Below are 25,503 nucleotides of genomic sequence, written 5' to 3'. Positions count from 1 at the left end.
TAGGGCAGGCTAACACGCTGGTCCGGCCGGGTGGCCGCAGCCTAGATGTGATCACGACGAAACCATGTCGGAAAGCGAGAACGGTTAGAGCCCGGTAGCGTTGATAGACCGGGACTGGGAGGAGCAGCATCATGAGCCCCATCGAACATTCGGACTCGGCGGCCTGGAGGGAACTCGAGGCAGTACGCGCCGAGGCCGCTGCACTCCGGAGGCAACTCGCCGACACGCCGGATCGCACACGGGAATTGGAAGCGCGCGTCGATTCGCTCACGATTCGCAATACCAAACTGATGGACACCTTGAAGGAAGCGCGCCAGCAACTGGTCGCTCTCCGTGAGGAAGTGGATCGCCTCGGCCAGCCACCCTCCGGCTACGGTGTTCTCATCGGCGTGTATGACGATCAGACGGTCGACGTGTTCACTTCCGGTCGCAAGATGCGCCTGACGTGTTCGCCGAATATCGACACTACCACCCTCACTTACGGCCAGACCGTGCGTCTCAACGAGGCGCTGACGGTGGTCGAGGCGGGCAACTTCGACTCCATCGGCGAGATCGGCACCCTGCGTGAGATTCTCGACGACGGCCGGCGCGCGCTGGTGGTCGGGCACGCCGATGAGGAACGGGTGGTCTGGTTGTCCGGGCCGCTGTCCGAGCTGGTCGACGTGGACAATCTCGACGATCCGGATCGCCCCATTCGCAAACTGCGGCCGGGTGATTCGCTGCTGGTCGACACCAAGGCCGGGTTCGCCTTCGAGCGAGTGCCCAAGGCCGAGGTCGAGGATCTGGTGCTCGAAGAGGTGCCGGACGTCGATTACCACGACATCGGCGGTCTCTCGCGTCAGATCGAGCAGATCCGCGACGCGGTCGAATTGCCGTTCCTGCACAAGGATCTGTTCCGCGAGTACGCGCTGCGCCCGCCCAAGGGTGTGCTGCTCTACGGTCCGCCCGGTTGCGGTAAGACGTTGATCGCCAAGGCCGTTGCCAATTCGCTCGCCAAGAAGATCGCCGAGGCGCGCGGTGAGGATGCCAAGGAAGCCAAGTCGTTCTTCCTCAACATCAAGGGTCCCGAGCTGCTCAACAAGTTCGTGGGTGAGACCGAGCGTCACATTCGGATCATCTTCCAGCGGGCTCGTGAGAAGGCGTCCGAAGGTACTCCGGTGATCGTGTTCTTCGATGAGATGGACTCGATCTTCCGCACCCGTGGTTCGGGTGTCTCCTCCGATGTGGAGACCACCGTTGTGCCGCAGCTGCTCTCGGAGATCGACGGCGTCGAGGGCCTGGAGAACGTGATCGTGATCGGTGCCTCCAACCGTGAGGACATGATCGATCCCGCGATCCTGCGGCCCGGCCGCCTGGACGTGAAGATCAAGATCGAGCGTCCGGATGCCGAAGCGGCCATGGACATCTTCTCCAAGTACCTGACCGACACGCTGCCGTTGCGCGCCGACGATCTCGAAGAGTTCGACGGCGATCGCAGCAAGTGCGTGCAGGCCACCATCGAACGCGTGGTGGACCGCATGTACGCCGAGAGCGAGGACAACCGCTTCCTGGAGGTCACCTACGCCAACGGTGACAAGGAAGTCCTGTACTTCAAGGACTTCAACTCCGGCGCCATGATCCAGAACATCGTGGACCGGGCCAAGAAGTACGCCATCAAGTCCGTCCTGGAAACCGGCAACCCCGGCCTCAGCGTCCAGCACCTCTACGACTCGATCGTGGACGAGTTCGCCGAGAACGAGGATCTGCCCAACACCACGAATCCGGATGACTGGGCTCGTATCTCGGGCAAGAAGGGCGAGCGCATCGTCTACATCCGCACCTTGGTGACGGGTAAGAACGCAAGCGCGAGCCGTGCCATCGACACCGAGTCGAACACCGGCCAGTACCTGTAAGCCGGAAAGCCGAAGGGCCCGCCTCCTGGTGGAGGCGGGCCCTTTCACTTGCCCGAATCGGGCGGTGTCCGATACCGGAATCGGGCTGTGCCCGATCAGCTTCCGGGGACGAAGCCCGGGTACACCCAGTGCTTGACGCCCCCACCGGGTGCGACGTAACCGGTGAAATTCGGGAAGTTCATCGGCAAAGCCTTGAGCTGATGCGGATTACCGTCGGCGTCGGCCTGGAAGCAACTGGTGGTGACACCGTGGAATCCGGTGCAGACGATGCGGGTGCTGTTGCCGTAGGGCGAGGTCAGCCGCGCCTTGTCCACGAAGGGGTTCCAGTAGTCCAGGTCCGACGGGGTCAGGAAGTTGTTGGCCTCGAAGACGTAGATCGGGCTGTTGGGCTGCTGTACCGGCCAGTCGTCGGCGCTGGCGGTGCCGGTGGTGACGGCGAGGGCGGCGGTGACGACAGCGGCGGCCGTGGCTGCCCGGGTGACGCTTCGGGTGATGGTGCGCATGTACCCCTCCTTGGAACGTCTATTGATGTCGATCATCGATAGGTGCATCGGCGAGCGTGTAGCGACCGTAACGAACCACGCGGAATGCGTGACGGTGATCACACCGGCTGCGTCAGTGGGCGGCAGTGGTGAGCTCGTGATCCTCGGTCCAGTCGACGAACAGGCGGCGTTCGGCGAACAGCCAATTCCCGCCGGTGTGGTCGAAGGTGTCGGCGTAGCGGATCCGCATGACGAACACGCGCGGGCCCGCCGGGGTGTCGTAGACGTGGGAAGCCGTGCAGTAGGTTTCACCGCGCACGGCATCATCGGCGAATTCCAGCAGCTGATTGGCGATCACGTGCTGGGTGACCCGATAGCGATCGAGCGGTTTCATCGCCGCCTCGATCGCGGCACGCCCGCGCACGGTGGTCGTCGGCCGATCACCCCACTCGATCACCAATGTGCCGTCCGCGGTGAAGAGTTCGGCGATCGCCGCGTCGCGCCGCCGATCGGCATGCGCGGCATACCGCTCGACGAGCTCGCGCAGCGCGAGTCGGGTTTCCACGTGATCCATGCGGGCTCCTCGAGGTCGGGTTCGTGAATCTTCTTATCGCCTTGCACGGGTCGCTGGACAGTGGCGCTTCACTGGGCGGGACGACGGCGCGGCGATCGGTATAGTCCCGACTGGACTGTTTGCTGTAGTTGATGTTTCGATCCGTGGGGCGAAGCTGTAATCGGGAGGGGAGCCCCGGTGGATTTGGTGGTGGGCACGGCGTTCGCCGGTTATCGGATCGAGCGTGTCCTGGGCTCCGGCGGGATGGGCACGGTGTATCTGGCCCAGCACCCACGCCTGCCACGCCAGGATGCGTTGAAGGTGCTGTCGGTCGCGCACGGCGACGACGCGGCCTTCCGGGCGAATTTCCTGCGTGAGGCGGAAGTCGCTGCCCGGCTGCGGCATCCGAACCTGGTGGCGGTACGCGACCGCGGGGAGAGCGACGGCCGGTTGTGGATCGCCATGCAGTACGTGGCGGGGATGGATCTGGCCGAGCTGATCGAATCCGGCCGGACCACCGAAGATCTCGACCGGGTCGTGCACATCCTCACCGAAGCGGGTCACGGGCTGGACGAGCTGCACCGGGCAGGGCTGCTGCACCGGGACGTGAAACCGGCCAATGTGCTCATCGCCGATGACCCGGAAGGCCCGGATCGCGTGCTGGTCACCGACTTCGGCATCGCGCGCCGGGTGGAGGACCGGACCACGCTCGAAGGCGGCGGCTTCACCGGGACACTGGCCTACGCGGCACCCGAACAGCTCGAGGACGGGCGCATCGACCATCGCGCCGACGTGTACGCGTTGGGCTGCACGCTGTTCCAGATGCTGACAGGCGCGCTGCCGTTTCCCCGCGAGACCGTCGGCGGGTTGATCTACGCGCACATGCACGAGGATCCACCTTCCCCGTCCCGGGTGAATCCGTTGGTGCCCGGCGCTTTCGATGCGGTGATCGCGCGGGCCATGGCCAAGGATCCGCAGGATCGGTATGCCAGTTGCGGGCAACTCGCCGCAGCGGCGCGAGCGGCGTTGCACGGTGTGGCCGAGACGCTGCCGCGGCCGGGTGCGAGCCTCCCGGAGTCGGACGCCGCGGCACCGTCGGCTCCCGAACCGGGAGAACCGGCGGAGGCCGGGGGATCCCGGAACAGTATTGCCGCACGCGCGTTCTCGCCGCTGCGGTCCCGACGGGGCCGGGTGGCCCTGGCGGCCGTGGTCGCGGTCGTCGTCTCAGTGGTTGTAGGTGGCGCGGTGGTCGTGGGTGGCGCGGACGGTGCGAAAGCGCCCGGGGCCGCCCCGCCCGCGCCGAACCCGCCGCGTACCGGAACCATCGAACCCGCCGAATGGGGCAAGTACGCCTTTATCGCGCAGGCGTTTCCGGACCTGATGCCGCCCACGCCGTACGGTGCGGGGTACCAGACGCTGTCGGGGTGCGCGGCGATGGACACCCAGTTCAACCCGATCTCGTTCGACGATGTCGCGGACCCGCAGAAACCCAACTTCGCCATGGTGTCCTGCCTGGGCGACGGTGATCCGGTCATCGAGTTCGACATCATCTGCAATGCCGATCGCACCCCCGTCGGCCCCGGGAACTCGGGGTCGCGGACCGAGGGCAACGAACGCTGGTCCCGCACCACGGGTTCGGGCACATTGTTCTGGGGCGCACGGGCGAACCCGAACGAACCCGGTCAGACCGAAGGTGTCCTCGAGTTGTATTTCGATGATGCCGGCCGGAACTTCTGCCGGATCCAGGTCTCCGGGCGGACCGCCACCGGAGCCGAACTGCGCGCCCGGTGGTGGCCGAATGCGCCGCTGTGAACCGACTGTGCCCGAAGGGAATACCCGCATGAGGCGATTGGCGACCACGGTGCGCGGACGGGTGGCGGTGGCCGCGCCGATCGTGCTGATGATGGTGGCGGCCACCGGGTGCGCGGTGCCGGGCCATGCGATCGGGCAGTACCCGGCTCCGGCCTCGTTCGATGTCGGCCAGTACAGCGTCCGGCCGCTGGACCAGCCCGGCGGCAACGAATCCTACGGCCGCGTGGTCGAATCCGCGCGGATGGCCGAGGCCCTGGTCGATCCCGTCGATGTCGACCCGTCACTGTCGTTCCAGGCCACCGTGTTCGCCGAGCAGATCCTGCCGACGCCGTCGCGGGCGACGCTGCTGCTGCCCGCGGCGGCGCGCAGCGTACTGGAACAGAACGGGATGCTGGCCGGATGTTCGATCGCGGGCAGCGACGCGACACAGCCCGGGGGCGATCCGCAGGTCGGCGAATCGCGGGTGTTGTCGGTGACGCTGTTGCGCTTCCCCGACGACGACGCGGCGCAACGCGCGGCGAGCGGGATCGACGCCGCCGACGCGGCGGCGCACGCCGGGACCGTGCCGGTGGCGATACCGGATTACGCTGCCGCGCACGCGCATCGGCGGCCGACGGTACCGACCCTGTCGGCGACGATCGCCGACGGGAACTATGTGGTGAGCCTGCTGGTGGGCGAGCGAACACCCGACCTCGAGGCGCTGACGGGGTTGGCGGGCAAGGCCTTCGCGGCACAGCTGCCCCGGATCCGTTCCTTTGTGGCCACGCCCAGGGAGCAGATCGCGTCACTGCCGCTGGATCGTGACGGCATGCTCGCCCGCATGGCGCCGGAAGCGCCCGGCCGCTGGCCGTATCCGGTGGTGCTCGGCAAGGGTGACACCGATCCGGGGGCGCGCTGGACCTCGTTCGCGGAGGTGTCGGGGGTGGTGCTGGGCCCGCGGGCGACTCGGCTGTGGTTCGGGCACGACCGTGTCGATGACGCGCTCGAGGAGGCCGCGATCAAGGGATGGTCGTCGGTGCAACGCTATTCGAGCCCGTCGGCGGCGCGCCGGCACGTCGCGACGTCGGTGGCCAAGGAACTGGAGGATCCCCAGTTCCACCCCGTCGACGGCCCGGCGGGTGTGCCGGACGTGGTGTGTGTCGAGGACCAGCACGTCGCGTTCGACGCCATGCTGCGCTACGACTGCCGGGTGTTGTCGGGCCGGTATGTCGCGATGCTGTTCGGCCGGGATCTGGCCGAAGTGCGGCAGAAGGCGACGGTGCAGTACGGCCTGCTGGTGAACGGACGCTAGGTCGATGTCGAAACAGCCTGTTCCGGGCGAGATCATCGCCGGATACCGGATCGTGCGGGTGCTGGGCCGTGGCGGGATGGGCACGGTATATCTGGCGGCCCATCCACGACTGCCGCGTCATGACGCGCTGAAGGTGATGGCGGCCGAGTATGCCGCCGATTTCGAGTTCGGCGCGCGCTTCGTGCGCGAGGCCGAACTGGTGGCCCAACTCGAGCATCCGAATATCGTGCCGGTCCACGATCGCGGCGTGGACCGCGGATGTCTGTGGATCGCCATGGGTTTCGTCGACGGTATCGACGCCGCCGCGTTGATCCGGCAGTGTCCGGGTGGGATCGCGCCGGGAACCGCCGTGCACGTGGTGACCGAGGTCGCGCGCGGACTGGATGCGGCGCATCGTGCCGGGGTCCTGCACCGCGATGTGAAACCGGCCAATATCCTGCTGGAACGGCATGAGGGGCGGCCGGACCGCGTCTTCATCACGGACTTCGGGATCGCGCGCCCGGTCGTGGACTCCGCGCGCCTCACCGAGACCGGGACGGTGGTGGCGACGGTCGCGTACGCCGCGCCGGAACTGCTGACGGAGCAGGCCGTCGACCAGCGCGCCGATGTGTATGCACTGGGCTGCACCCTGTATGAATTGCTCACCGGTGCAACCCCGTTCGCGGGTCTCGCACCCGCCGCCGTGGTGCGGGCTCACCTCACCGAGCCGCCCCCGCGACCGAGTGCGCGAAATCCGGTGCTGCCGACGGCCTTCGACGAGGTGATCGGTCGGGCGCTGGCGAAAGATCCCCAGCACCGCTACGACTCGTGTGGTGCGCTCGCCGAGGCCGCGGCGGCGGCGCTCAGCGGCTGGGTACCCGCTCGCCACCCCGCCGGCCCCGACATCGAAGGCGGTGCTGCGGGCGAAAGCTCGACCTGGCGACAGCCGGAGGGGTCGGCGGGGAGCCGGGGTGAGGTGGGGGAGCGGGACTCGAAATCCGGTGCGGGTTTTCGTCGGCGCGCGATGGGGTTGGCGGTCGTAGCGGTGGTCGCGGTGGTCGCCTCGTCGGTCACCTTCGCCCTGACCCGCCATGCATCGACGTCCGCGCATCCGCCGGCGCCGACAACCGTGCTCGCGCCGTCGGCGTCCGCACCGCCCACGTCGACAACGGTCACCCAGGTCGGCTGGGGCGCCTACGAGTTCATGGTGCAGGTGCTGCCCGGATTGCTGCCGCCGACACCACTGTCGAGCGGATTCGCGGGTTTGCGCTGCGTGCCCATCGACGAGAAGGAGCATCGTCTCGAACTGACAGCTCCGCTGACCGACGAGGCCCGGCTGCAGTGCAGTGGTAACGGTGATCCGGTGGACTGGGTCGAAGTCATGTGCACGGTCGACCATTCGGCGCTGCCGCCCACGAACCCCGTCGGCAGCGGCACGGTGCTGTTCCGGAACGAGTGGCAACACGGCGGCGCGAGCGGCCGCCTGATCGGCGGCACCGGCACCGGCGTCTTCAAACAGCAGACCAGCATCCTCATGATCGATTTCGACGACGACGCCCACTCCTCCTGCGATCTGACCGCCTGGGGCGCGAAGGTCGGCCAGGACCTGGTCGGCGCCTGGTGGAACACCGTCCCTCTCTGATCGGTTCCCCGGCTGGACGGGCGAATTGTGTTCGTGCCCCCGATGTTTGGGGCGCAGGCCCGCAAACGTTCCGGTAACGCGCGGATATTCGGACCCGATGACCGGTTTGTCCTTCCGTTCGGACGGAAGTCGGGGATGGGTATCGATGCGAGGAGAAGTATGAAGGCCAGATCTGTGCTGTTCGGCGTGTTGGCCAGCGTCCTCGTGGTGGGGGCGAGCGGATGCTCGGGCAGTTCGTCGACGCAGGCGGGGACGGCGAGCACGACGGTCGCCGCCACCCAGGGGACAGTAGCGCCCACGCAGGGCAACCAGTCGGCACCGATGTCCATCCCGTCCCCGGGCGACCTGCGCAATCCGGGTGCGGGGGACGGGACTTCGTCGCAGCCCGCACCTATCACCCTCGACCCGAGTGTCACTCTGTCACCTACGGTCGTGCCGGTGACCGGGAATCCGGCACCCAACGGCAGCGGCCATGGACTGTGTTTCGACCTCAACTCCGGGCTCGCCAACGAGGCGACCAAGAGCCTCGCCCCGACCGGAAACGGCGGCTGGACTAGCCCTTACGCAAGCAACGACCCGATCTCGGCAGGCTGCGACGGCGTCCTGTCCTGGATGACCGTGGAATCGGGCAACATCCACCCGTACATCCACGTCCTGTTCTTCACCAACGGCAGCTACCTGGGCACCGCCACCTCCAGCCCCTACGGCTACACCGAGGTCGTCGGCAAGACCACGAATACCGTGACAGTGCAATACAAGTGGGCCAAACCCGCCGACGCCCTCTGCTGCCCGACCGGCGGCCCCAGCCTGGTAACCTTCACCCTCACGGGCGGCAAGGTGGTCGCGAAGGGCCAGTTCCCGCCGAGCAATTGAGTCTCGCCTACACCCGGCGGATGCGGCGGTAGGTCGGCGCGGCCGCCGCCGCGGTGGCGAGATGGCGTGCCACATCCGGGATTTCGTGAGTCTGCAGGGCAGCCAACGTGAGGCGCAGGTGGTCGGTGTGTGGATCGTCGGTGACCTCGAACGGGCCGCCGGGGGCGGCCTTGATGCCCGCGGCGGCCAAAGAGATCAGGGCGGCGTTCTCATCGGCCACCGGGAACCACACGTTGATGCCGTCGCCGCGCGGGAGGTCGATGCCGTGGCGGGAGAGCGCCTTGCGGAGCGACTCCGAGCGGGCGCGGTAGACGGCGCGGGCCTCGGTGACGGTCGTGCGAGCGGTGTCGTCGGTGAGCATGTGCAGCAGGACGCGTTGCAGTAGGCGCGAGGACCAGCCGGGTCCGAGCATGCGGCGTTCGATGAGGGGGTCGAGGTGGGCGGCGGGGCCGCCGACCGCGGCCAGGCGCAGGTCGGCGCCATGGGATTTGGAGTAGGACCGGATGTGGACGGTGCGGGCGGGTAGGCGGGTGGTGAGGGAACGCAAGGGGGAGTGGGTGATTCCGGCGCTGTGGTCGTCCTCGATGATCAACGGCGCAGCCTCGGCCACCACGGCGGCGTCGGCCAGTACGTCGGCGAGTTCGCGGACGCGCTGCGCGGTGAGGGAGGCCCCGGTGGGGTTCTGGGCGCGCGGCTGCAGCAGTACGGCGACCGGGGTGTGGGCCGCGAGGGCGGCGGCCAGGCGGTCGGGGCGCATGCCGGAGCGGTCCACCTGTACCGGTACCGGGCGGCCCGCCAGCCGGGCGAGCATGTCCAGGAACGGCGGGAAGCAGGGGTCTTCCACGATGACGGCGTCACCGAGGTGCACGTGGGCGGCCAGCAGGCGGTCGATCGCGTCGAGGGCGCCGTCGAGCACGGTGAAGCGTTCGGCGCGGGCGGGCCAGTCGGCACGGACGGCGGTCTCCAGGGCGGGGAGGACGGCCTCGCCCAGGTAGGTGGCCGACAGGTCGTCGAGACGGTCGGCGCCGGTGGCGTCGGAGTCCGAACCGCCGAGCGCGCGCAGGGCGGCGGTCAGGTCGGGCAGCAGGGTGGGATCGGGGGTTCCGCGCGACAGGTCGATCCGAAAGGCATTGTCGGACTGCGGATGTAGCCGCTGATAGCGGCCGACGGCCGGGGTCGGCCGGGGATGCGGGCGGTCCTCGACGAAGGTGCCCGCTCGGCCGCGTGCGACGATCGCTCCGGCCGCCGCGAGCGCACGCCAGGCCTGATTGACGGTGGCGGGGGAGACCCGCAATTCCCGCGCCATCTCGCGGACCGTGGGCAACCGGGTGCCGGGCGGCAGCGCACCCGAGCGGATGCGGTGGCTGACGGCGGCCGCAATGCCGGTGGCCGTGCGATCGTGGGCGGCCGCCGCGAGCGACGCCGCGCTGTCGTTCGGCGTGTCGCGGGTGTCGTGGGGGGTGGCGGTGTCTGTCGAGATGGCATCGTCCCCGGCCGCGTGTGGTGGTCCGAGTTCGGTTGTCACAGCGTCATTCTGCGTGCCCGGTCGGGGAGCTCCGAGCACCGGGTCGGAGGATTTACGGTCACGAAACTGTTTCCATCAACTTGTAACACAAGCAGATTCGTTTCAGGTGCAGTATCACAAGGCATGGCGATTGTTCGAGCGGCGCTGGTGCAGACCAATTGGACCGGCGATAAAGAGTCGATGATCAAGGCGCATGAGGACTATGCGCGGCAGGCGGCTGCGGCCGGGGCCAAGGTGGTCTGCTTTCAGGAGCTCTTCTATGGGCCCTACTTCTGTCAGCTGCAGGACACCAAGTTCTACGACTATGCGGAGTCGGTGCCAGGGCCCACCACCGAGCGGTTCGCGGCGCTGGCGCGTGAGCTGGGCATGGTGATGGTGTTGCCGGTGTATGAGCAGGAGCAGCCGGGGTTGCTCTACAACACGGCGGCGGTGATCGACGCCGATGGGACTTACCTCGGGAAGTACCGGAAACACCATATTCCGCACGTCAACGGGTTCTGGGAGAAGTTCTACTTCCGGCCGGGCAATCTCGGCTGGCCCGTGTTCGATACGGCGGTCGGCAAGGTCGGCGTCTACATCTGTTACGACCGGCATTTCCCGGAGGGTTGGCGGGCGCTGGGGTTGGCGGGGGCGGAGATCGTGTTCAATCCGTCGGCGACCTCGCGGGGGCTGTCGAGCTACCTGTGGAAGCTGGAGCAGCCTGCTTCGGCGGTGGCCAACGAGTACTACATCGGGGCGATCAACCGGGTCGGGATCGAGGAGTACGGGGACGACGACTTCTACGGGACCAGCTACTTCGTGGATCCCGAGGGCAAGTTCGTGGGTGAGGTCGCCTCCGATACCGCGCCGGAGCTGGTGGTGCGGGATCTGGATATGGACCTGATCAAGGTGGTACGGGATCGGTGGGCCTTCTATCGGGATCGGCGGCCGGACGCCTACGGAAAGCTGGTGGAGCCGTGAGCCGCACGTTCATTCATGGCGGAATCGTGGTGTCCGCCACCGGATCTCAAACACTGGATGTGTTGGTCGACGGCGAGACCATCGCGGCGGTCATCCAGCCGGGCTCGACCGCGCTGGGCAGCGACCTGGCCGCCGCCGCGGACACCGTCATCGATGCCACCGGGAAGTATGTGATCCCGGGTGGCGTCGACGGGCACACCCATATGCAGATGCCGTTCGGCGGCACCGAGGCGTCCGACACCTTCGAGACCGGTACGCGGGCAGCCGCTTTCGGTGGCACCACGACGATCATCGACTTCGCGATCCAGAAGCCGGGCGAACGCGTGCAGGACAGTCTCGTGCTGTGGCACGACAAGGCCTCCGGCAAGTGCGCGATCGACTACGGCTTCCACCAGATCGTCGGGTCGGTGGACGCCGAATCCCTCAAGGGCATGAGCGAATTGGTGTCCGAGGGCGTCTCCAGCTTCAAGCTGTTCATGGCGTATCCGGGTGTCTTCTACTCCGACGACGGGCAGATCCTGCGCGCCATGCAGACGGCCGGTGACCTCGGCGCGTTGCTGATGATGCACGCCGAGAACGGGATCGCCATCGATGTTCTCGTCGAGCAGGCGGTGTCGCGGGGCGAGACCGCACCCTACTACCACGGGATCACCCGGCCGTGGCAGATGGAGGAAGAGGCCACGCATCGCGCGATCATGCTGGCGCAGGTGACCGGGGCACCGCTGTACGTGGTGCACGTGTCGGCCAAGCAGGCCCTCGAACAGATCGCGGAAGCACGAGGCAAGGGGCAGAACGTCTTCGGCGAGACCTGCCCGCAATACCTGTACCTGTCGCTCGAGGAGAACCTGGGCGCACCGGGTTTCGAGGGCGCGAAATGGGTGTGCTCGACCCCGCTGCGCGCCCGCGCCGAGGGCCATCAGGACGAGCTGTGGCGGTTCATCCGCACCGGTGACGTCACCACCGTCGCCACCGACCACTGTCCCTTCTGCATGAAGGACCAGAAGGAGATGGGCATCGGGGATTTCAGCAAGATCCCCAATGGCATCGGCGGCGTCGAACACCGCATGGACCTGATGTTCCAGGGCGTCAAGGACGGCCGCATCTCCCTGGAAAAGTGGGTGGAGGTGTGCTGCACCGCGCCGGCGCGCACCTTCGGGCTGTATCCGCGTAAGGGCGTGATCAGTCCGGGCGCGGACGCCGACGTCGTGATCTACGACCCGAACGGGCACACCAGCATCGGGCTGGGCAAGACCCACCACATGAACATGGACTACTCCGCCTACGAGGGCTTCGAGATCGACGGCCACGTCGACACCGTGCTCTCGCGCGGGCGGATCCTCGTCCACAACGGCGACTACCTGGGCAGTGCCGGCCACGGCCGGTTCCTCAAACGCGGGCTGTCCCAGAACCTCATCTGACACCACCGGACAACGAGGGGAGAAGTGCCGCATGGATATCGGTGTGGTGCTGCAGTGCACGCCGCCCGCCTCACGCGTGGTGGAGCTGGCGAGAATCGCCGAGACACACGGGTTCTCGCACGTATGGACGTTCGACTCGCATCTGCTGTGGCAGGAACCGTATGTGATCTACAGCCAGATCCTCGCCGCGACACGAAAAGTCGTGGTGGGGCCCATGGTGACCAACCCGTCCACCCGGGACTGGACGGTCACCGCCTCCACCTTCGCGACCCTCAACGACATGTTCGGCAACCGCACCATCTGCGGTATCGGACGCGGTGATTCGGCCGTCCGCACCCTGGGCGGGCGGCCCGCGAACCTGGCGACCCTGCGCGAATCCATCACGGTCATCCGGGAATTGGGCAACGGCCGCAGCGCGCACATCGGCGACACCACCGTCCAGTTCCCGTGGGCGCTCGCGTCGCGGCTGCCGGTCTGGGTCGCCGGATACGGCCCGCGCGCACTGGATCTCACCGGTGAGGTCGCCGACGGGTTCATCCTGCAACTCGCCGATCCGGACATCACCGCCTGGACCATCGCCCGCGTGCGCGCCGCCGCCGAGCGTGCGGGCCGTGACCCCGCCGAGGTGACCATCTGCGTGGCCGCGCCCGCCTACATCACCGACGGCAGTGAGGCGGGCCTGAAACACGCCCGCGAGCAATGCCGTTGGTTCGGCGGCATGGTCGGCAACCACGTCGCCGACATCGTCACCCGGTATGGAGCGGACTCCGACGTGCCGAAGGCGTTGACCGACTACATCGCCGGACGCCAGGGCTACGACTACAACGAACACGGCCGCGCGGGCAACACGCACGCGGCCTTCGTCCCCGACGAGATCGTGGATCGCTTCTGCCTGCTCGGCACCCCCGACGACCATCTGGCGCGGCTGCGTGACCTCGAGGCCCTGGGCGTCGACCAGTTCGCAGTCTATCTGCAGCACGACGCCAAGACCTCCACCCTGGAGGCTTACGGCGAATCGGTGCTGCCGCGCCTGGCCCACCCGATCGATGCGACGGTGACCGAATCGTGAGACGACACGGCAGACGGCTGGACCCGAACCGTGGACGCGCGCTGACGCCGCGACTACCCGGGTCCGTGAATCGGTCGGCGGCGGGCGGGAATCGGTGGTCCGGAGCCGGGTGTGTCCCGCGTCGGCGGACCGCGGGCGCGGGTGCGCCGTGACGTCCACGACTATCTCGCGCGTCGCGGATGCTGTTGAAGCGCAGGGCATCCCGGCTGCACACAGATTCCGCGCCGTCGGCCGGAGCGGGTGGCGGCTGTTGTATCCGGTGGCCGCGTTCATACTGGTGATCGGCGTCTGGGAATTGGTGAAGGCGCTGGTCCCGGCCAATGGGGTGAGCATCGGCGGTCAGCGGGTGCTGCCGCGCACCACCGATGCGGCGCTACCGCATTCGTGGGCTGTGCTGACCGTGCTGGGGGAGCGGGACGGCAAGACCACCGTCGGCGCGACCCTGCTGCGGACCGCCGGTTTCACCCTCGAACTCGCGCTGCTGGCGCTGGTGGCGGGCACCATCGTCGGAGTGCTGCTGGCGGTGATCATGCAGCGGTTCGCGTTCGTGGAACGCGGACTGCTCCCGTACATCATTGTCTCCCAGACCATTCCGCTGGTCGCGCTCGCCCCGCTGGTCGCGGGGTGGGGCGGCAAGATCCACATCGCCGGGCAGCCCTGGCAGCCGTGGATGAGCATCGTGGTGATCGCCTCGTACCTGGTGTTCTTCCCGGTCGCCATCGGCACTTTGCGCGGATTGCAGGCTCCGGCAACCGCTTCGGTAGAGCTGCTGCACAGCTGCGCGGCCGGATGGTGGGCGACACTGGCACACCTGCGATTCCCGGCGGCTGTCCCGCATATCCTGCCCGCGCTGCGGCTGGGTGCCGCGGCCGCGGTGATCGGGTGTGTGGTGGCTGAAATCTCCACCGGCACCGCGGGCGGCATCGGACGGCAGATCATCGTGTTCTCCCAGCAGTCCACCGGAAATGCGGCCCGGCTCTACGCGGCGGTCATCGCCGCCGCGCTGCTGGGTGTGGTGCTCACCGCGCTGGTCTCGGCGCTCGAGGTAGTGCTGCGCCGCTACGCCCGCCCGGGCCACACCTCAGGAGTTCGGCATTGACCCGAGCTCTACCAGTGCAGCCTTGTGCTCTGCCAGCGCCGCCCCGAGGTCCAGCCGTGTCCGTCCGAGTCTGCCCCGTGCCCAACCGATTCCGGCCAGGGTCGAATCAAGTCCGCAATCACCGTGTCGAGACGGCGTCACGCCGTGGCGATATCGGCTGTTCTTTCGGAGGTACCCCGTGACCGTGGAGGCATCCGCGTCGCTACCGGATTCGGCGTCCGCCGAGGCCGTGCCAGCCGTGGAATTGCGCGGCGTCGACAAAACTTTCACCGCGGGCGCGGTCACCGCGTTGCAGGATATCGATCTGACTGTCGCGGCGGGCGAGTTCGTCTCTCTCATCGGCCCGTCGGGTTGTGGCAAGTCCACCTTGCTGCGCATCGTCGCCGACCTGGAGCAGCCGAGCTCGGGAACCGTTGTGGTGCATGGCAAGACCGCCCGGCAGGCGCGGCTGGACCAGGACTACGGCATCGCGTTCCAGCAGGCCGGACTGCTGGATTGGCGCAGCGTGCAGGAGAACGTCGAGTTGCCGTTGCAGCTGCACGGGGTGGGTAAGAAGGAACGGCGCGCGCGCAGTGCCGAATTGCTCGAGATCACCGGGCTCACCGATTTCGCGCGCCGATTTCCCGCCGAGCTGTCGGGCGGCATGCAGCAGCGTGTCGCCATTGCTCGCGCTCTCGCGCGCAAACCACCGCTACTGCTCATGGACGAGCCCTTCGGGGCGCTCGACGAGATGACCCGCGAGCGCATGCAGGGCGAACTGCTGCGCATCGCCGAGGAGACCGGTGCCGCGGTGCTTTTCGTGACGCACTCGATTCCCGAGGCGGTGTTCCTGTCCGATCGCGTGGTGGTCATGTCCCCGCGTCCGGGCCGCATCACCGAGGTGCTGGCGACCGGTGGCTGGGACCGTGACAGTGATGACGACGTGCGCTCGGGCGAGGATTTCTTCGCCGCCGTGGCCGCGGTCCGCGCCGCCCTGCATGAGGGGCATGGCGACGCAGGCACGCCGAAAAGCACCGCAGGACGGGACATGCGATGACCCGAGTCCTCAGAACCTGGTTGCCGCCAGTGCTTTTCGGCGTCGTCCTGCTCGTACTGTGGCAGGTGCTCACGGTGGCGGCGGGCGTCCCCTCGTTCCTGCTGCCGTCGCCGAGTGCCATCGGAAAGGCGTTCGCAGACAACTATCACGCCATCCTGGAGGCGGGCGTCGCAACCGGCAAGAACGCTCTCGTCGGCCTGCTGGCGGGCGCGGTGCTCGGGATCGCCGCCGCCATCGTGGCAGTCCGGTTCCGGGTGGTCGACGGGGTACTGGGCGCGCTCGCGGCGGGCGCGGCCGCGGTCCCGATCGTGGCATTGGCACCGCTGCTCAACTCCATGTTCTCCACCACCACCGACCTGCCCCGCCGCCTGGTCGCCACCATCGTGGTGTTCTTCCCCGTGTTCGTCAGTGCCGCACGGGGATTGCGGCAGGTGCCGCGCGTGCACGCCGACCTGATGACCGCCTACGCCGCCAGCGGCTGGCAGGTCACCCGCACAGTCCGGCTGCCGGCCGCGCTGCCGCACCTGTTCACCGGCTTGCGGATCGCGGCACCAGGCGCGGTGATCGCGGCCATCATCGCCGAATACTTCGGCGGCCTGCAGCACGGCCTGGGCAGCCGCATCACCTCCGCCGCCGCCAATACCGCCTACCCGCGCGCCTGGGCGTATGTGGTGGCCGCCATGATCCTCGGCCTGGTGTTCCTGGCCGCCGTGTTGCTGCTCGAGCAGCTCACCCGCAGACCCCGCACCATCCCTGGGAGATCGAAATGAGAAGTACCACCCGTAGATTCCGCATCCGGGCCGTGCTGGCCGCCGCCACCCTGGTGGTGGCCGCGCTGTCCGGATGCAGCACCTCCGACAACTCCACCACCTCCGACGGCCTGACCAAGGTCAAACTGCAGCTGCAGTGGTTCAAGCAGGGGCAGTTCGCGGGCTATCTGGCCGCGGCCTCGCAAGGCTTCTACAAGGCGCAGGGCCTCGACGTCGAAATCCTCGACGGCGGCACCGATATCGTCCCGCAGACCGTGCTCGCCCAGGGCCAGGCCGACTATGCGATCGCCTGGGTGCCCAAGGCCCTCGCGTCGCGTGAGGCCGGCGCGGGCATCACCGATGTCGCGCAGATCTTCCAGCGTTCGGGCACCAAACAGGTGTCGTTCAAGAGCGCGGGCATCACCGGCCCGGCCGACCTGAAGGGCAAGAAGGTCGGAAACTGGGGCTACGGCAATGAATTCGAGCTTTTCGCGGGCATGACCAAGGCGGGGCTGGACCCGGCCAAGGATGTCACCTTGGTACAGCAGCAGTTCGATATGAACGCCTTTCTCGCCCACGATATCGACGCCGCGCAGGCCATGTCCTACAACGAATACGCGCAGCTGCTCGAGGTGAAGAATCCCGCGACCGGAAAGCTGTACACTCCGGATGATTTCGCCACCATCGACTGGAACGATCAGGGCGTGGCCATGCTGCAGGACGCCATCTGGGCCAATACCGAGAAACTGAAGGACTCGAAATACGCCGACCAGACGGTGAAATTCATTGCCGCTTCGCTCCAGGGCTGGGCATTCTGCCGCGACAATGTCGACAAGTGCCGCGACCTCACCGTGGCCGCCGGATCGACGCTGGGCGCCAGCCACCAGCAGTGGCAGATCACCGAGATCAACAAGCTGATCTGGCCGTCCCCCAATGGAATCGGGATGATCGACAAGTCGGCCTGGGATCGGACCGTGGCGATCGCGAAGACCACCAAGAATCAGGAAGGCAAGACGGTCCTCACCAAGGACCCCGACACCTCGGCCTACACCGTCGAATACGTCACCAAGGCCCTGGATCTGCTGAAATCCCAAGGCGTCGACGTGATCGGAAGTGCTTATGTCGCACAGCCGGTGACACTCACCGAGGGCGGCAAATAACGCATTCGTGAGGTTCACCCCCGGTCGGGCACGCACTGTTAGGGTCGCGGGCATGAAGGTGGCGCTGCGGCACAATCCGTCCTCGACCATTGCCCGCTGCTTCCTGGCCGGGGGTGAACTCGTGCGGGTGGAGAGCGGCGCGATGGTGGCCCATTCGGCGGGAGTCTCATTGGCCGCCAAGGCCGAAGGCGGCATCCTGGCCGGGTTGAAGCGTTCCGTGCTCGCGGGGGAGTCGTTCTTCGTGTCCACGTTCACCGCGCCGGCGGAAGGCGGCTGGGTGGACGTGGCTCCGGCGCTGCCCGGTGACATGCTCGCGTTGCCGATCACCACCGACCATCCCTTCTTCATCAGCCGCGGCGGTTGGATCGCCAACTCGCACGGCGTGACCGTGGAGGCCAAATGGGGTGGGCTGGCGAACCTGTTCGGCGGCGAGGGCGGTTTCGGATTGCGCGCGCACGGCCAGGGCGAGGTGGTGCTGGGCGTGTTCGGGGCCATCGACGTGGTGGATCTGGGACCCGGTGAGCCGGTCACCATCGACACCGGTCACGTGGTGGCCTACGACCTGGCCATGAACTTCACCATCCGTCGCGCGGTCTCGGGCCGCTCACTGCAATCGCTGAAATCCGGCGAGGGCCTGGTCTTCGATTTCGTCGGCCCCGGCCGGGTGCTGCTGCAGACTCGCAACCCCGGTGCCTTCGCGGCCTGGGCCGGTTCGAGCGCTTCGTCCGGTTAGTTCTGTGACGTAAGTCACATGTTTATCGAACTGATATAAACCCAGGTGGAACGCGTTCTATGGTGTAGCTCCAGTCGGGTTCGGGGAAACTTTCCCGCGAAATCTGCTTCCCAAAGAATGTGAAGCGTGCATGATTCACATGCCCGACATGTTGTTCGAAAAGATGAGGAGTACCACGTGTCCGGATCTGCTTCGGATTTCCTGGCGTCGGTTCTGATCAAGACCATTCAGGGTCTGTTCACCGGCAGCTCGAGCGGTTCGGCCCCCACGGCCTGAACCGACGTAGCAACGAAGGCCCATCGAATTCGCGCGGGATATCGATGGGCCTTCGCCGCGTCCGGGGTACGTCACGACACCTGTAACCTACGAGCTGCGGACGCGGTGATCGACGCCGCTGCATGTGTGGGGGAGGCGCGGTGGAGGGGAACCCCTTCGGGCATTACCGGTTGCGGAGGAAGCTCGGCGAAGGGGGAATGGGCCAAGTATTCGAGGCATACGACACGCACACCGACCGCGTTGTCGCGTTGAAGGTGCTGCCCGAGCACTCGGCCGACAACCCGGAGTTCCGTGAACGCTTCCGGCGTGAATCACGCTCCGCCGCAGCACTGAACGATCCGCACGTGATTCCGATTCATGGCTTCGGTGAGATAGACGGACGCCTCTACCTGGACATGCGGCTGGTGGACGGCTCCGGTATGGATGCGGTCCTCGCCCAGTACGGTCCGATGGCACCGGCCGCGGCGGTCGCGATCATCGAACAGGTTGCCGAGGCGCTGACCGCAGCTCACTCCCAAGGGCTGATTCATCGAGATGTGAAGCCGTCGAACATCTTGGTGAGCGCGAGCGGTTTCGTATATTTGATCGACTTCGGAATCGCCCGCGTCGTCGCCGAGACCGGCTTGACCAGTGTGGGAGCCGCTATTGGCACCTTCGCCTACATGGCCCCCGAGCGATTGAGCATCGGACAGGCCGACGCCCGTTCCGACGTCTACTCGCTGGCGTGCGTACTGTACGAATGCCTCACCGGCGCAAAGCCTTACCCTGCTGTCAGCATGGAACAGCAGATCGCTGGGCACCTGACCGGCCAGGCGCCCCGGCCCAGTTCGATCTGTCCGGATGTGCCCATCGCATTCGACGAGATCATCGCCCGAGGACTGGCCAAGGACCCCACCCAGCGATATCAAGCCGCCACAGAACTGGCTGCCGCGGCACGTTTCGCCCTGGTACCCGTGGCCGTGCAAGAAGCGGCGACGGTTCGCATTCAGCCGAGTCCGTTTGCGAAAACGTCCGGATCCATGGGAAGCGCCGCCGCAGTTCGGGATACGGGCAGATTGCGGCGAAACCGAATCATCCTGTCCGCCATCGCAACAGTGACCGCGGTGGCCGTCACCGGCGCGTGCGTGTGGTACACCACTCGCCCGGACCCTCACTCGCCACGCCTGACTGCCATCGACGTCGGCGGCGTTCCGACAAACGTGGTGATGGATCCGATCGCCCACACCGCCTTTGTCACCAACAACAACAACTCGATTTCAGTCATCGACACGACGTCCCGCACGGTCATCGACACCATCAAAGCTGATGGGGGACTCGGTTGTGTTGCGCTGGATCCGGGCACTCAGTTCGCCTACGTCAACAACATCAAGGACCTCGAGGTCGTCGACGCGGCAGCGCGAAAATTCACGGAAACCATACGGATCCCCTGGGGAACACCGACCAAGGTGTTGGTAGATCCCGGTACCCACACCGTTTACGTAGTGAGCCAGACGGGCGGCTGGTCGGTAGTGGATCCTGTATCCCGCACGGTTACGGCCACTTTCGACACCAAAGACTTCATGCCGTTGAGTGTTGCCTTGGATCCGAGCACCCACACGGCCTATGTCACCAGCAGCCAGTTGAGTTCGATGTCGGTCATCGATCTCGCGTCACGCACGGTTACTGCCGCCATCGACATCGGCGGCAGGCCGAAAGAAATTGCGATCGACCCGAGCACCCACACCGCATACGTCACCAACGGTGAGGGGCGCTCTGTGTCGGTCGTCGATCTCGGGTTGCGCAGGGTCACCGCCACCATCGACATCGGCGGCTCGCAATCAGGAGTGGCGGTGGACCCCGCCACCCACACCCTCTATGCGGTCAGCAAAGGGTCCGTGCCGTCAGTGCAGATCATCGATACCGTTTCCCGCAGGATTTCCGCGACGGTCCGCATCGAAGACTCCCAGCCTTGGGATCCCTCGGCGGATTCGGTGTCGGTGTCGGTGGATCCCAGCACCCACGCTGCCTACGTCGTCGACACCACGGGGCGGATCTCGGTGATCGATCCGTAAGCGTGTTGTGGCACGTCACCTGTATGGGTCAGCGCAGCAGGTCGGGGATGAGGGTTCGGGTGTCGGGGACGAAGGGCCAGTTCGGGTTTTCCAGGTGGGAGCGCAATTCCTCGTCGGTCCACCACCAGCCGTCGACGATTTCCTCCGGTTGGTGGCGGATCGGGCCGTCGTAGCGGAGTTCGTAGGCGAAGAGGTGGCAGCGCATGGGGCGGCCGGCCCAGACGCCGTTCCAGGAGGCGGCGGCCAGGGGGAGGGGGTGGTCGTCGTGGGGGCCCAGTTCGATGCCGAGTTCTTCGGCGAGTTCCCGGATCGCGGCCTCGGCGGGGTCCTCGCCGGGGGCCAGCACGCCGCCGGCGAGGCAATCGTGCATGCCCGCGAAGACCGCCTTGGTGTCGGTTCGCTTGTGCACGTAGACCTTCGAGCCGTCTCGGGAGCGCACCAGCACGCCGGCGCTGGCATGCCAGATGCCCTCGGCATAGACCACGGCGCGTTCCTCCGCGCCGATCTCGCGACCGGCGGCGTCGTACACCGCGATCATCTCCGACATGGGCCGGGCTCCTTCCTGCCGCGCCGCGGGAATCGGGCGCCCTGTAAAGCACCCTAGCGATCACGTTTCACCTCCGGTGATACTGTCCGCCGTCGATGCCGCGCGGCATGATCGAGGGCGGCGTAGCCTCAGGGGCGCAACCGTTTTCGTCAGGGAGGACGAGATCATGCCGCTGCCCCGGGCCCTCGCGAGGATCAACCGCAAGATCAGCAATCCGGTGCTGGGGGTGCTGGCACGGGTGGCGCCGTTCTTCGGGATCGTGATTCATCGGGGACGCAAATCGGGGCGGGAATATCGGTCGCCGGTCATGGTCTTCCAGCGCGACGGCGGCTACCGCATCGCCTTGACCTACGGGCGGGATGTGGACTGGCTCAAGAACATCCGGGCGGCGGGCACCTTCGAATTCGAGACCCGCGGGCGCATCGTGACGCTCACCGATCCGGCGCTCGGGCACGACGCGTCGGCGTCCTGGGCGCCGCCGGTGGTGCGGCAGGTGCTGGTGGGCCTGAACGCCGAGGACTACGTCCAGGCCCGCCTCGTCGACTGATCGTCGAGCTCAGTGCACGGTGAGCCGGATGATGACGCAACCTTGCTGCCAGCTCTGGTAGGCATCGGCCAGGTTCGGATTGCCCTGCGCGTCGATGCTCATGCCGTTGAACTTCGCCCACTGCTTGTTGTCGCGGGCGATCACCTCCGAAAGCCGCACCACCGATTCCGCGTCGGTGAGCACCTCCGCGTCGGCGGTGTGCTTCGGTCCGCCGAAGGACACCGCGATGGGTGTGCCCTTGCGGATATTGCTCACCCACGGATGCTTGCCGGTGCCGATCAGGATGTCGCCGTCATGGCGGGTATAGGCGACCGGGACGTCGTAAACCTTGCCGGACTTGCGCCCGACCACGTGCAGGACGCACAGCCGCTTACCGACCTGTGGAGCCAGCAACGGCACCTTGAGCAGGCTGCGGATGAAGGTGTTGAGCAGATTCTGGGTCGAACGGATCGGCTCCGGCCCGCTCGTCGTCGGGGTGCCGTAGGGGTTGGTGTCCGGGGTCTGTTCGGTCATGCCGGGCCTCCTTCGCTCAAACGCGTTGCGCGGCAGTCACACCGGCATCGAGTATAGGCCGCTTCCGTGCGCGACGCGGCGACCTGCGCGGAGTACCGGATTCACCGGCCGAACGCGGTAGATTTCAGGCAGTCCGAGCGTGACCCCGCCGTCGAGGAGTGCGCGTTGACCGATGTGGTGGATCGCCCGGCCCGGCCCAGCGGTTCGGGACGGCATGCCAAGGCCGACGACCGCCCGCCCATGGCGTGGTGGACGGTCGCCGCGGTGGCCGGACCCGCGGCACTGGTGCTGGTGCTGTCGGCCTCACGGTACGGGTACTTCGGTGACGAGCTCTACTTCCTGGCGGCCGGGCGACGACCCGCCTTCGGCTACGCCGATCAGGGACCGGTGCTGCCGCTGCTCTCGCGCCTGATGGACACCCTCGCACCCGGCTCGTTCCTGGTGCTGCGGTTGCCGTCGGTGGCATTGACGGTGACCGCGATCGTGCTGTGCGCCATGCTCGCCCGCGAGTTCGAAGGCGGCCGCCGCGCCCAGCTGCTGGCCGCGCTCGGATACGCGAGTTCACCGTTCCTGCTGCTGCAGGGCACCATGCTCACCACCAACGCGGTGGATACCGCGCTGTGGGTGATCATCACCTGGCTCGTGGTGCGCTGGGTGCGCACCCGCAACGACCTGTTGCTGCTGGCCGCCGCCCTGGTCACCGCGGTGGATATCCAGGTGAAGTGGCTGATTCCGTTCTTCTGGCTGGCGGTCGCGGCGAGCAGTCTGCTGTGCGGGCCCCGCGAGCTGGTGCGTCGTCCGCTGCTGTGGGTCGGCGGCGCGATCGTGGTCGTCGCGACCGTGCCCGAACTGCTGTGGCAGGCCCACCATTCCTGGCCGCAACTGAAGATGGGCGGGGTGATCGGGGCCGAACAGGGGATCTTGGGCGGGCGGCTGCTGTTCATCCCGATGTCGGTGAGCCTGGCCGGATACCTCGGCGCGCTGCTGCTGCTATGGGGAGTGTGGGTGCTGCTGCGCTGGGATACGTTGCGGCCCTACCGATTCATCGGCGTCACCCTGCTGCTGCTGTTCGCGGCGTTCCTGGTCACCGGCGGTCGGATCTACTACGCGGCCGGAATGTACGCTGTCGTCATCGCCGCGGGCGCGGTCGGGGTGGTCGGCACGGCCGAACGCATCCGGCCGCCGTGGGGTCGCGTGCTGACCGCCTTCGTCGCCGTATTGGCGGTCGGCGCAACGGCTTTCACCCTCTACTCCACGCCCTGGCGGCCCGCCGACCAGGTCACCCCGCCCCGCGACGACGCGGAAGCGGCCGTCCGGATCGGCGTGTACGGGTCCTTCGGCTGGCACGAGCTCACCGACGAGGTGGTGCGCGTCTACGACGCCCTGCCGCCGGCCGAGCGGGCGCACGCCGTCATCATCACCGACACCTATTGGCAGGCCAGCGCTCTCGACGAGCTCGGCCGATCGAAGCTGCCGCCGCTCTACAGTCCCAGCCGCGGCTTCGGCTACTTCGGCACCCCACCCGACGACGCCTCGGTGGTGCTGGCCGTCGGCGGCTACGAGGCGGTGCTGCGCAGCCAGTTCGCCCATGTCGAACCGGTCGGCAAGGTCGACACCCGGCTGGGATTCAAGGGCAATACCCAGGACGTCACCATCTGGAAGTGCTCGGACCCCAAGAAGCCGTGGTCGCAGGTCTGGCCGACCTGGATGCATCTCTAGCCCGCAGCGGCACCACCGTGGCAGCCGCCGCGGGTCCCTCGCCGAGGTGGAAGCGTTCGATCGCGGCCGCCAATTCCGGTAGGTGCGCGGTCAATTCGGCCCGCAGCGGACCCCGGACGCCGAGCTGGCACAGCACCCCGGCCAGCGCCAGGATGGCCCGTCCGATCGGGGTGTACTCGGGCGGGCTGACCAGGTGGCGGGTCACGTTCGACAGGCTCGGCTCGGTGGCGCGCAGCACCTGCCGGCGCAACCACTCGGTGGTCAGGTGCACCTCGTGGCGGGTGAACAGATCCCGGATCGGGTCGGCCATGGCGGCCAGGGCGTCGACGTCGATATCGCGGTCCGGGCGCACGAAACCATGCCGGCGCAGGGCCGCGGTCAGATCCGCGTCCGTGCCGTTGAGCGCGGCATCGCCGATATCGCCGGCCAGGGCGCGCAGGTGGTCCGGGAACGGGGTGCACGCGCCGAAATCGACCACGCCCAGGCGGCCGTCGGGCAGGATCCGGAAATTACCCGGATGCGGATCGGTATAGAGCAGTCCGGTACGGGCGCAGCCGGAGATGACGAAGCGGGTCACCAGCAGTCCCACCCGATCACGCTCGGCCGGATCACCGGCGGCGATCACCCGATGCAGCGGAATACCGTCCTGCCATTCGCTGATCAGCACATCCTCGCACTGGTCCACGACTTCGGGGATCGCGAAATCCGGGTCGCCGGCGAACGCGGCGGCGAAGATGCGCTGTGTCGCAGCCTCTTTCACGTAGTCGAGTTCCTCGCTGATGCAGGCGGCGAAGGCGTCGGCCAGTCCCCGCACATCCGCGTCCGGCGTGAAAACCGTTGCCAGCGGGGCGAGTCGGCGAATCTGTGCCAGATCCGAGGCGACGGCTGCCCGCGCACCGGGATACATGAGCTTGACGGCCACCGTCCGCCCGTCCGGCCACACGGCGCGATGCACCTGACCCACCGAGGCGGCCGCCGCGGCACGAAGATCGAACTCGGCGAAGCGATCTCGCCACTGCTCGCCCAGTGAGGCCGCCATCGCCGCCTCAACCGCGGGCGGCAGCATGGCCGGGACCGTATCCTGCAGCTGGGTCAGCGCCTCCCGATAGGGTTCGCCGAGTTCCGGGGGCAGCGCCAGCTCGTAGAGGGCCAGCAGTTGCCCGAATTTGGCCGCGCAGCCCTTGAGTTCGCCGAGCACCTCGAACATGTGCTGGGCGGTGCGTGCCTGGATGTCGATTTCGACCTCGCGCGCCGGGGTGCCCATTGCCCGGCGTCCCAGGCCGCCGACGCGGCGGGCCGCGTAGGCCACCGGCAGGGTGGTGATCTTGGCATTGCGGACGGCGCTGCGGGTCGGCAGCGGATCGTCCGATTCGGCACTGCGGCGGCGCGGTCGCCGGAATCCACCCTGGCGCGGTTCGAGCATGGAGAACCTCCGAAACTCTCGGGTGTCTCAGTGTGTCATGGGGCCGATCTTCGTGGGTAGGCCGAATTCATTGGCCGATTCGGAATCACCGCCCGTCGAGAGCATGGACATTGCACGTAAACTGTCTCAGACTGTTGGTGACGCAAAGGAGCGA

22 protein-coding genes are annotated in these 25,503 nt (G+C 67.2%); 16 read left to right on the top strand and 6 right to left on the bottom strand.

Going from position 1 to position 25,503, the window contains the following annotated elements:
* Positions 1 to 131 precede the first annotated feature (131 nt).
* The gene (gene arc, locus ACFXHA_RS03870) at positions 132 to 1,892 is read left to right on the top strand and encodes a proteasome ATPase (RefSeq protein ID WP_379352627.1); all 1,761 of its coding nucleotides are present in this window, start codon (positions 132 to 134) and stop codon (positions 1,890 to 1,892) included.
* A 95-nt stretch (positions 1,893 to 1,987) separates the two neighbouring features.
* Here the strand turns inward: arc and ACFXHA_RS03865 are convergent, their stop codons facing one another.
* Both ACFXHA_RS03865 and ACFXHA_RS03860 read right to left on the bottom strand, forming a co-directional pair.
* Complete coding sequence (locus ACFXHA_RS03865) at positions 1,988 to 2,395, bottom strand: hypothetical protein (protein WP_379352625.1); 408 nt, start codon at positions 2,393 to 2,395, stop codon at positions 1,988 to 1,990.
* Positions 2,396 to 2,507: 112 nt separating this feature from the next.
* The gene (locus tag ACFXHA_RS03860; protein ID WP_379352623.1) at positions 2,508 to 2,948 is read right to left on the bottom strand and encodes a nuclear transport factor 2 family protein; all 441 of its coding nucleotides are present in this window, start codon (positions 2,946 to 2,948) and stop codon (positions 2,508 to 2,510) included.
* Between the two features lie 177 nt (positions 2,949 to 3,125).
* Here ACFXHA_RS03860 and ACFXHA_RS03855 point away from each other — a divergent pair, with 177 nt between their 5' ends.
* The 4 genes from ACFXHA_RS03855 (at position 3,126) to ACFXHA_RS03840 (ending at position 8,524) form a co-directional block, all read left to right on the top strand.
* Entirely contained in the window at positions 3,126 to 4,739 is a 1,614-nt protein-coding gene (locus ACFXHA_RS03855) for a serine/threonine-protein kinase (protein WP_379352621.1), read from the top strand.
* Between the two features lie 28 nt (positions 4,740 to 4,767).
* Positions 4,768 to 6,030, top strand: a complete 1,263-nt coding sequence (locus tag ACFXHA_RS03850; protein ID WP_379352619.1) for a hypothetical protein — start codon at positions 4,768 to 4,770, stop codon at positions 6,028 to 6,030.
* 4 nt (positions 6,031 to 6,034) lie between these two features.
* The gene (locus ACFXHA_RS03845; protein ID WP_379352617.1) at positions 6,035 to 7,651 is read left to right on the top strand and encodes a serine/threonine-protein kinase; all 1,617 of its coding nucleotides are present in this window, start codon (positions 6,035 to 6,037) and stop codon (positions 7,649 to 7,651) included.
* 159 nt (positions 7,652 to 7,810) lie between these two features.
* The gene (locus ACFXHA_RS03840) at positions 7,811 to 8,524 is read left to right on the top strand and encodes an LppP/LprE family lipoprotein (RefSeq protein WP_379352615.1); all 714 of its coding nucleotides are present in this window, start codon (positions 7,811 to 7,813) and stop codon (positions 8,522 to 8,524) included.
* A 7-nt stretch (positions 8,525 to 8,531) separates the two neighbouring features.
* On the opposite strand, the gene ACFXHA_RS03835 is transcribed toward ACFXHA_RS03840, so the two are convergent.
* Positions 8,532 to 10,049 carry an aminotransferase class I/II-fold pyridoxal phosphate-dependent enzyme gene (locus tag ACFXHA_RS03835; protein WP_379352613.1) on the bottom strand — a complete coding sequence of 506 codons (1,518 nt, stop codon included), beginning with the start codon at positions 10,047 to 10,049 and terminating at the stop codon, positions 8,532 to 8,534.
* 123 nt (positions 10,050 to 10,172) lie between these two features.
* On the opposite strand from ACFXHA_RS03835, the gene ACFXHA_RS03830 reads away from it, so the two are divergent.
* From ACFXHA_RS03830 to ACFXHA_RS03790, 9 genes are all read left to right on the top strand, one after another.
* Complete coding sequence (locus ACFXHA_RS03830; RefSeq protein WP_379352611.1) at positions 10,173 to 11,009, top strand: nitrilase-related carbon-nitrogen hydrolase; 837 nt, start codon at positions 10,173 to 10,175, stop codon at positions 11,007 to 11,009.
* Positions 11,006 to 12,427, top strand: a complete 1,422-nt coding sequence (gene hydA, locus ACFXHA_RS03825; protein WP_379352609.1) for a dihydropyrimidinase — start codon at positions 11,006 to 11,008, stop codon at positions 12,425 to 12,427. Before ACFXHA_RS03830 ends, hydA begins: the two co-directional genes overlap by 4 nt.
* 31 nt (positions 12,428 to 12,458) lie before the next feature.
* Positions 12,459 to 13,496, top strand: coding sequence for a TIGR03842 family LLM class F420-dependent oxidoreductase (locus ACFXHA_RS03820; protein WP_379352607.1), 1,038 nt, complete (start codon positions 12,459 to 12,461; stop codon positions 13,494 to 13,496).
* A gap of 148 nt (positions 13,497 to 13,644) precedes the next feature.
* Positions 13,645 to 14,595 (top strand): ABC transporter permease, encoded by a 951-nt coding sequence (locus ACFXHA_RS03815; protein WP_379352605.1) that lies wholly within the window; start codon positions 13,645 to 13,647, stop codon positions 14,593 to 14,595.
* A gap of 178 nt (positions 14,596 to 14,773) precedes the next feature.
* On the top strand, positions 14,774 to 15,631 hold the full coding sequence (locus tag ACFXHA_RS03810; RefSeq protein ID WP_379352603.1) for an ABC transporter ATP-binding protein: 858 nt from the start codon (positions 14,774 to 14,776) through the stop codon (positions 15,629 to 15,631).
* Positions 15,628 to 16,401, top strand: a complete 774-nt coding sequence (locus tag ACFXHA_RS03805) for an ABC transporter permease (protein WP_379352601.1) — start codon at positions 15,628 to 15,630, stop codon at positions 16,399 to 16,401. Before ACFXHA_RS03810 ends, ACFXHA_RS03805 begins: the two co-directional genes overlap by 4 nt.
* Positions 16,398 to 17,540: an ABC transporter substrate-binding protein gene (locus ACFXHA_RS03800; protein WP_379352599.1), complete on the top strand. Its 1,143-nt coding sequence runs from the start codon at positions 16,398 to 16,400 to the stop codon at positions 17,538 to 17,540. The genes ACFXHA_RS03805 and ACFXHA_RS03800 overlap by 4 nt, the downstream gene beginning before the upstream one ends.
* A 52-nt stretch (positions 17,541 to 17,592) precedes the next feature.
* Positions 17,593 to 18,273, top strand: a complete 681-nt coding sequence (locus tag ACFXHA_RS03795; RefSeq protein ID WP_379352597.1) for a TIGR00266 family protein — start codon at positions 17,593 to 17,595, stop codon at positions 18,271 to 18,273.
* A 416-nt stretch (positions 18,274 to 18,689) separates the two neighbouring features.
* Positions 18,690 to 20,600: a serine/threonine-protein kinase gene (locus tag ACFXHA_RS03790; protein WP_379352595.1), complete on the top strand. Its 1,911-nt coding sequence runs from the start codon at positions 18,690 to 18,692 to the stop codon at positions 20,598 to 20,600.
* 28 nt (positions 20,601 to 20,628) lie between these two features.
* On the opposite strand, the gene ACFXHA_RS03785 is transcribed toward ACFXHA_RS03790, so the two are convergent.
* Positions 20,629 to 21,147: an NUDIX domain-containing protein gene (locus ACFXHA_RS03785; RefSeq protein WP_379352593.1), complete on the bottom strand. Its 519-nt coding sequence runs from the start codon at positions 21,145 to 21,147 to the stop codon at positions 20,629 to 20,631.
* A gap of 166 nt (positions 21,148 to 21,313) precedes the next feature.
* On the opposite strand from ACFXHA_RS03785, the gene ACFXHA_RS03780 reads away from it, so the two are divergent.
* Positions 21,314 to 21,694 (top strand): nitroreductase family deazaflavin-dependent oxidoreductase, encoded by a 381-nt coding sequence (locus ACFXHA_RS03780; protein WP_379352591.1) that lies wholly within the window; start codon positions 21,314 to 21,316, stop codon positions 21,692 to 21,694.
* A gap of 9 nt (positions 21,695 to 21,703) precedes the next feature.
* Here ACFXHA_RS03780 and ACFXHA_RS03775 read toward each other — a convergent pair whose 3' ends face one another.
* Positions 21,704 to 22,207 (bottom strand): nitroreductase family deazaflavin-dependent oxidoreductase, encoded by a 504-nt coding sequence (locus ACFXHA_RS03775; RefSeq protein ID WP_379352589.1) that lies wholly within the window; start codon positions 22,205 to 22,207, stop codon positions 21,704 to 21,706.
* A gap of 174 nt (positions 22,208 to 22,381) precedes the next feature.
* On the opposite strand from ACFXHA_RS03775, the gene ACFXHA_RS03770 reads away from it, so the two are divergent.
* Positions 22,382 to 23,926 (top strand): ArnT family glycosyltransferase, encoded by a 1,545-nt coding sequence (locus ACFXHA_RS03770; RefSeq protein WP_379353440.1) that lies wholly within the window; start codon positions 22,382 to 22,384, stop codon positions 23,924 to 23,926.
* Here the strand turns inward: ACFXHA_RS03770 and ACFXHA_RS03765 are convergent.
* Positions 23,856 to 25,349: an ABC1 kinase family protein gene (locus ACFXHA_RS03765; protein WP_379352587.1), complete on the bottom strand. Its 1,494-nt coding sequence runs from the start codon at positions 25,347 to 25,349 to the stop codon at positions 23,856 to 23,858. The genes ACFXHA_RS03770 and ACFXHA_RS03765 overlap by 71 nt on opposite strands.
* Between the last annotated feature and the right edge of the window lie 154 nt (positions 25,350 to 25,503).

This window comes from Nocardia sp. NPDC059240 (assembly GCF_042753865.1).
GTDB lineage: Bacteria > Actinomycetota > Actinomycetes > Mycobacteriales > Mycobacteriaceae > Nocardia.
This window is presented reverse-complemented; position numbering and strand designations above follow the sequence as displayed.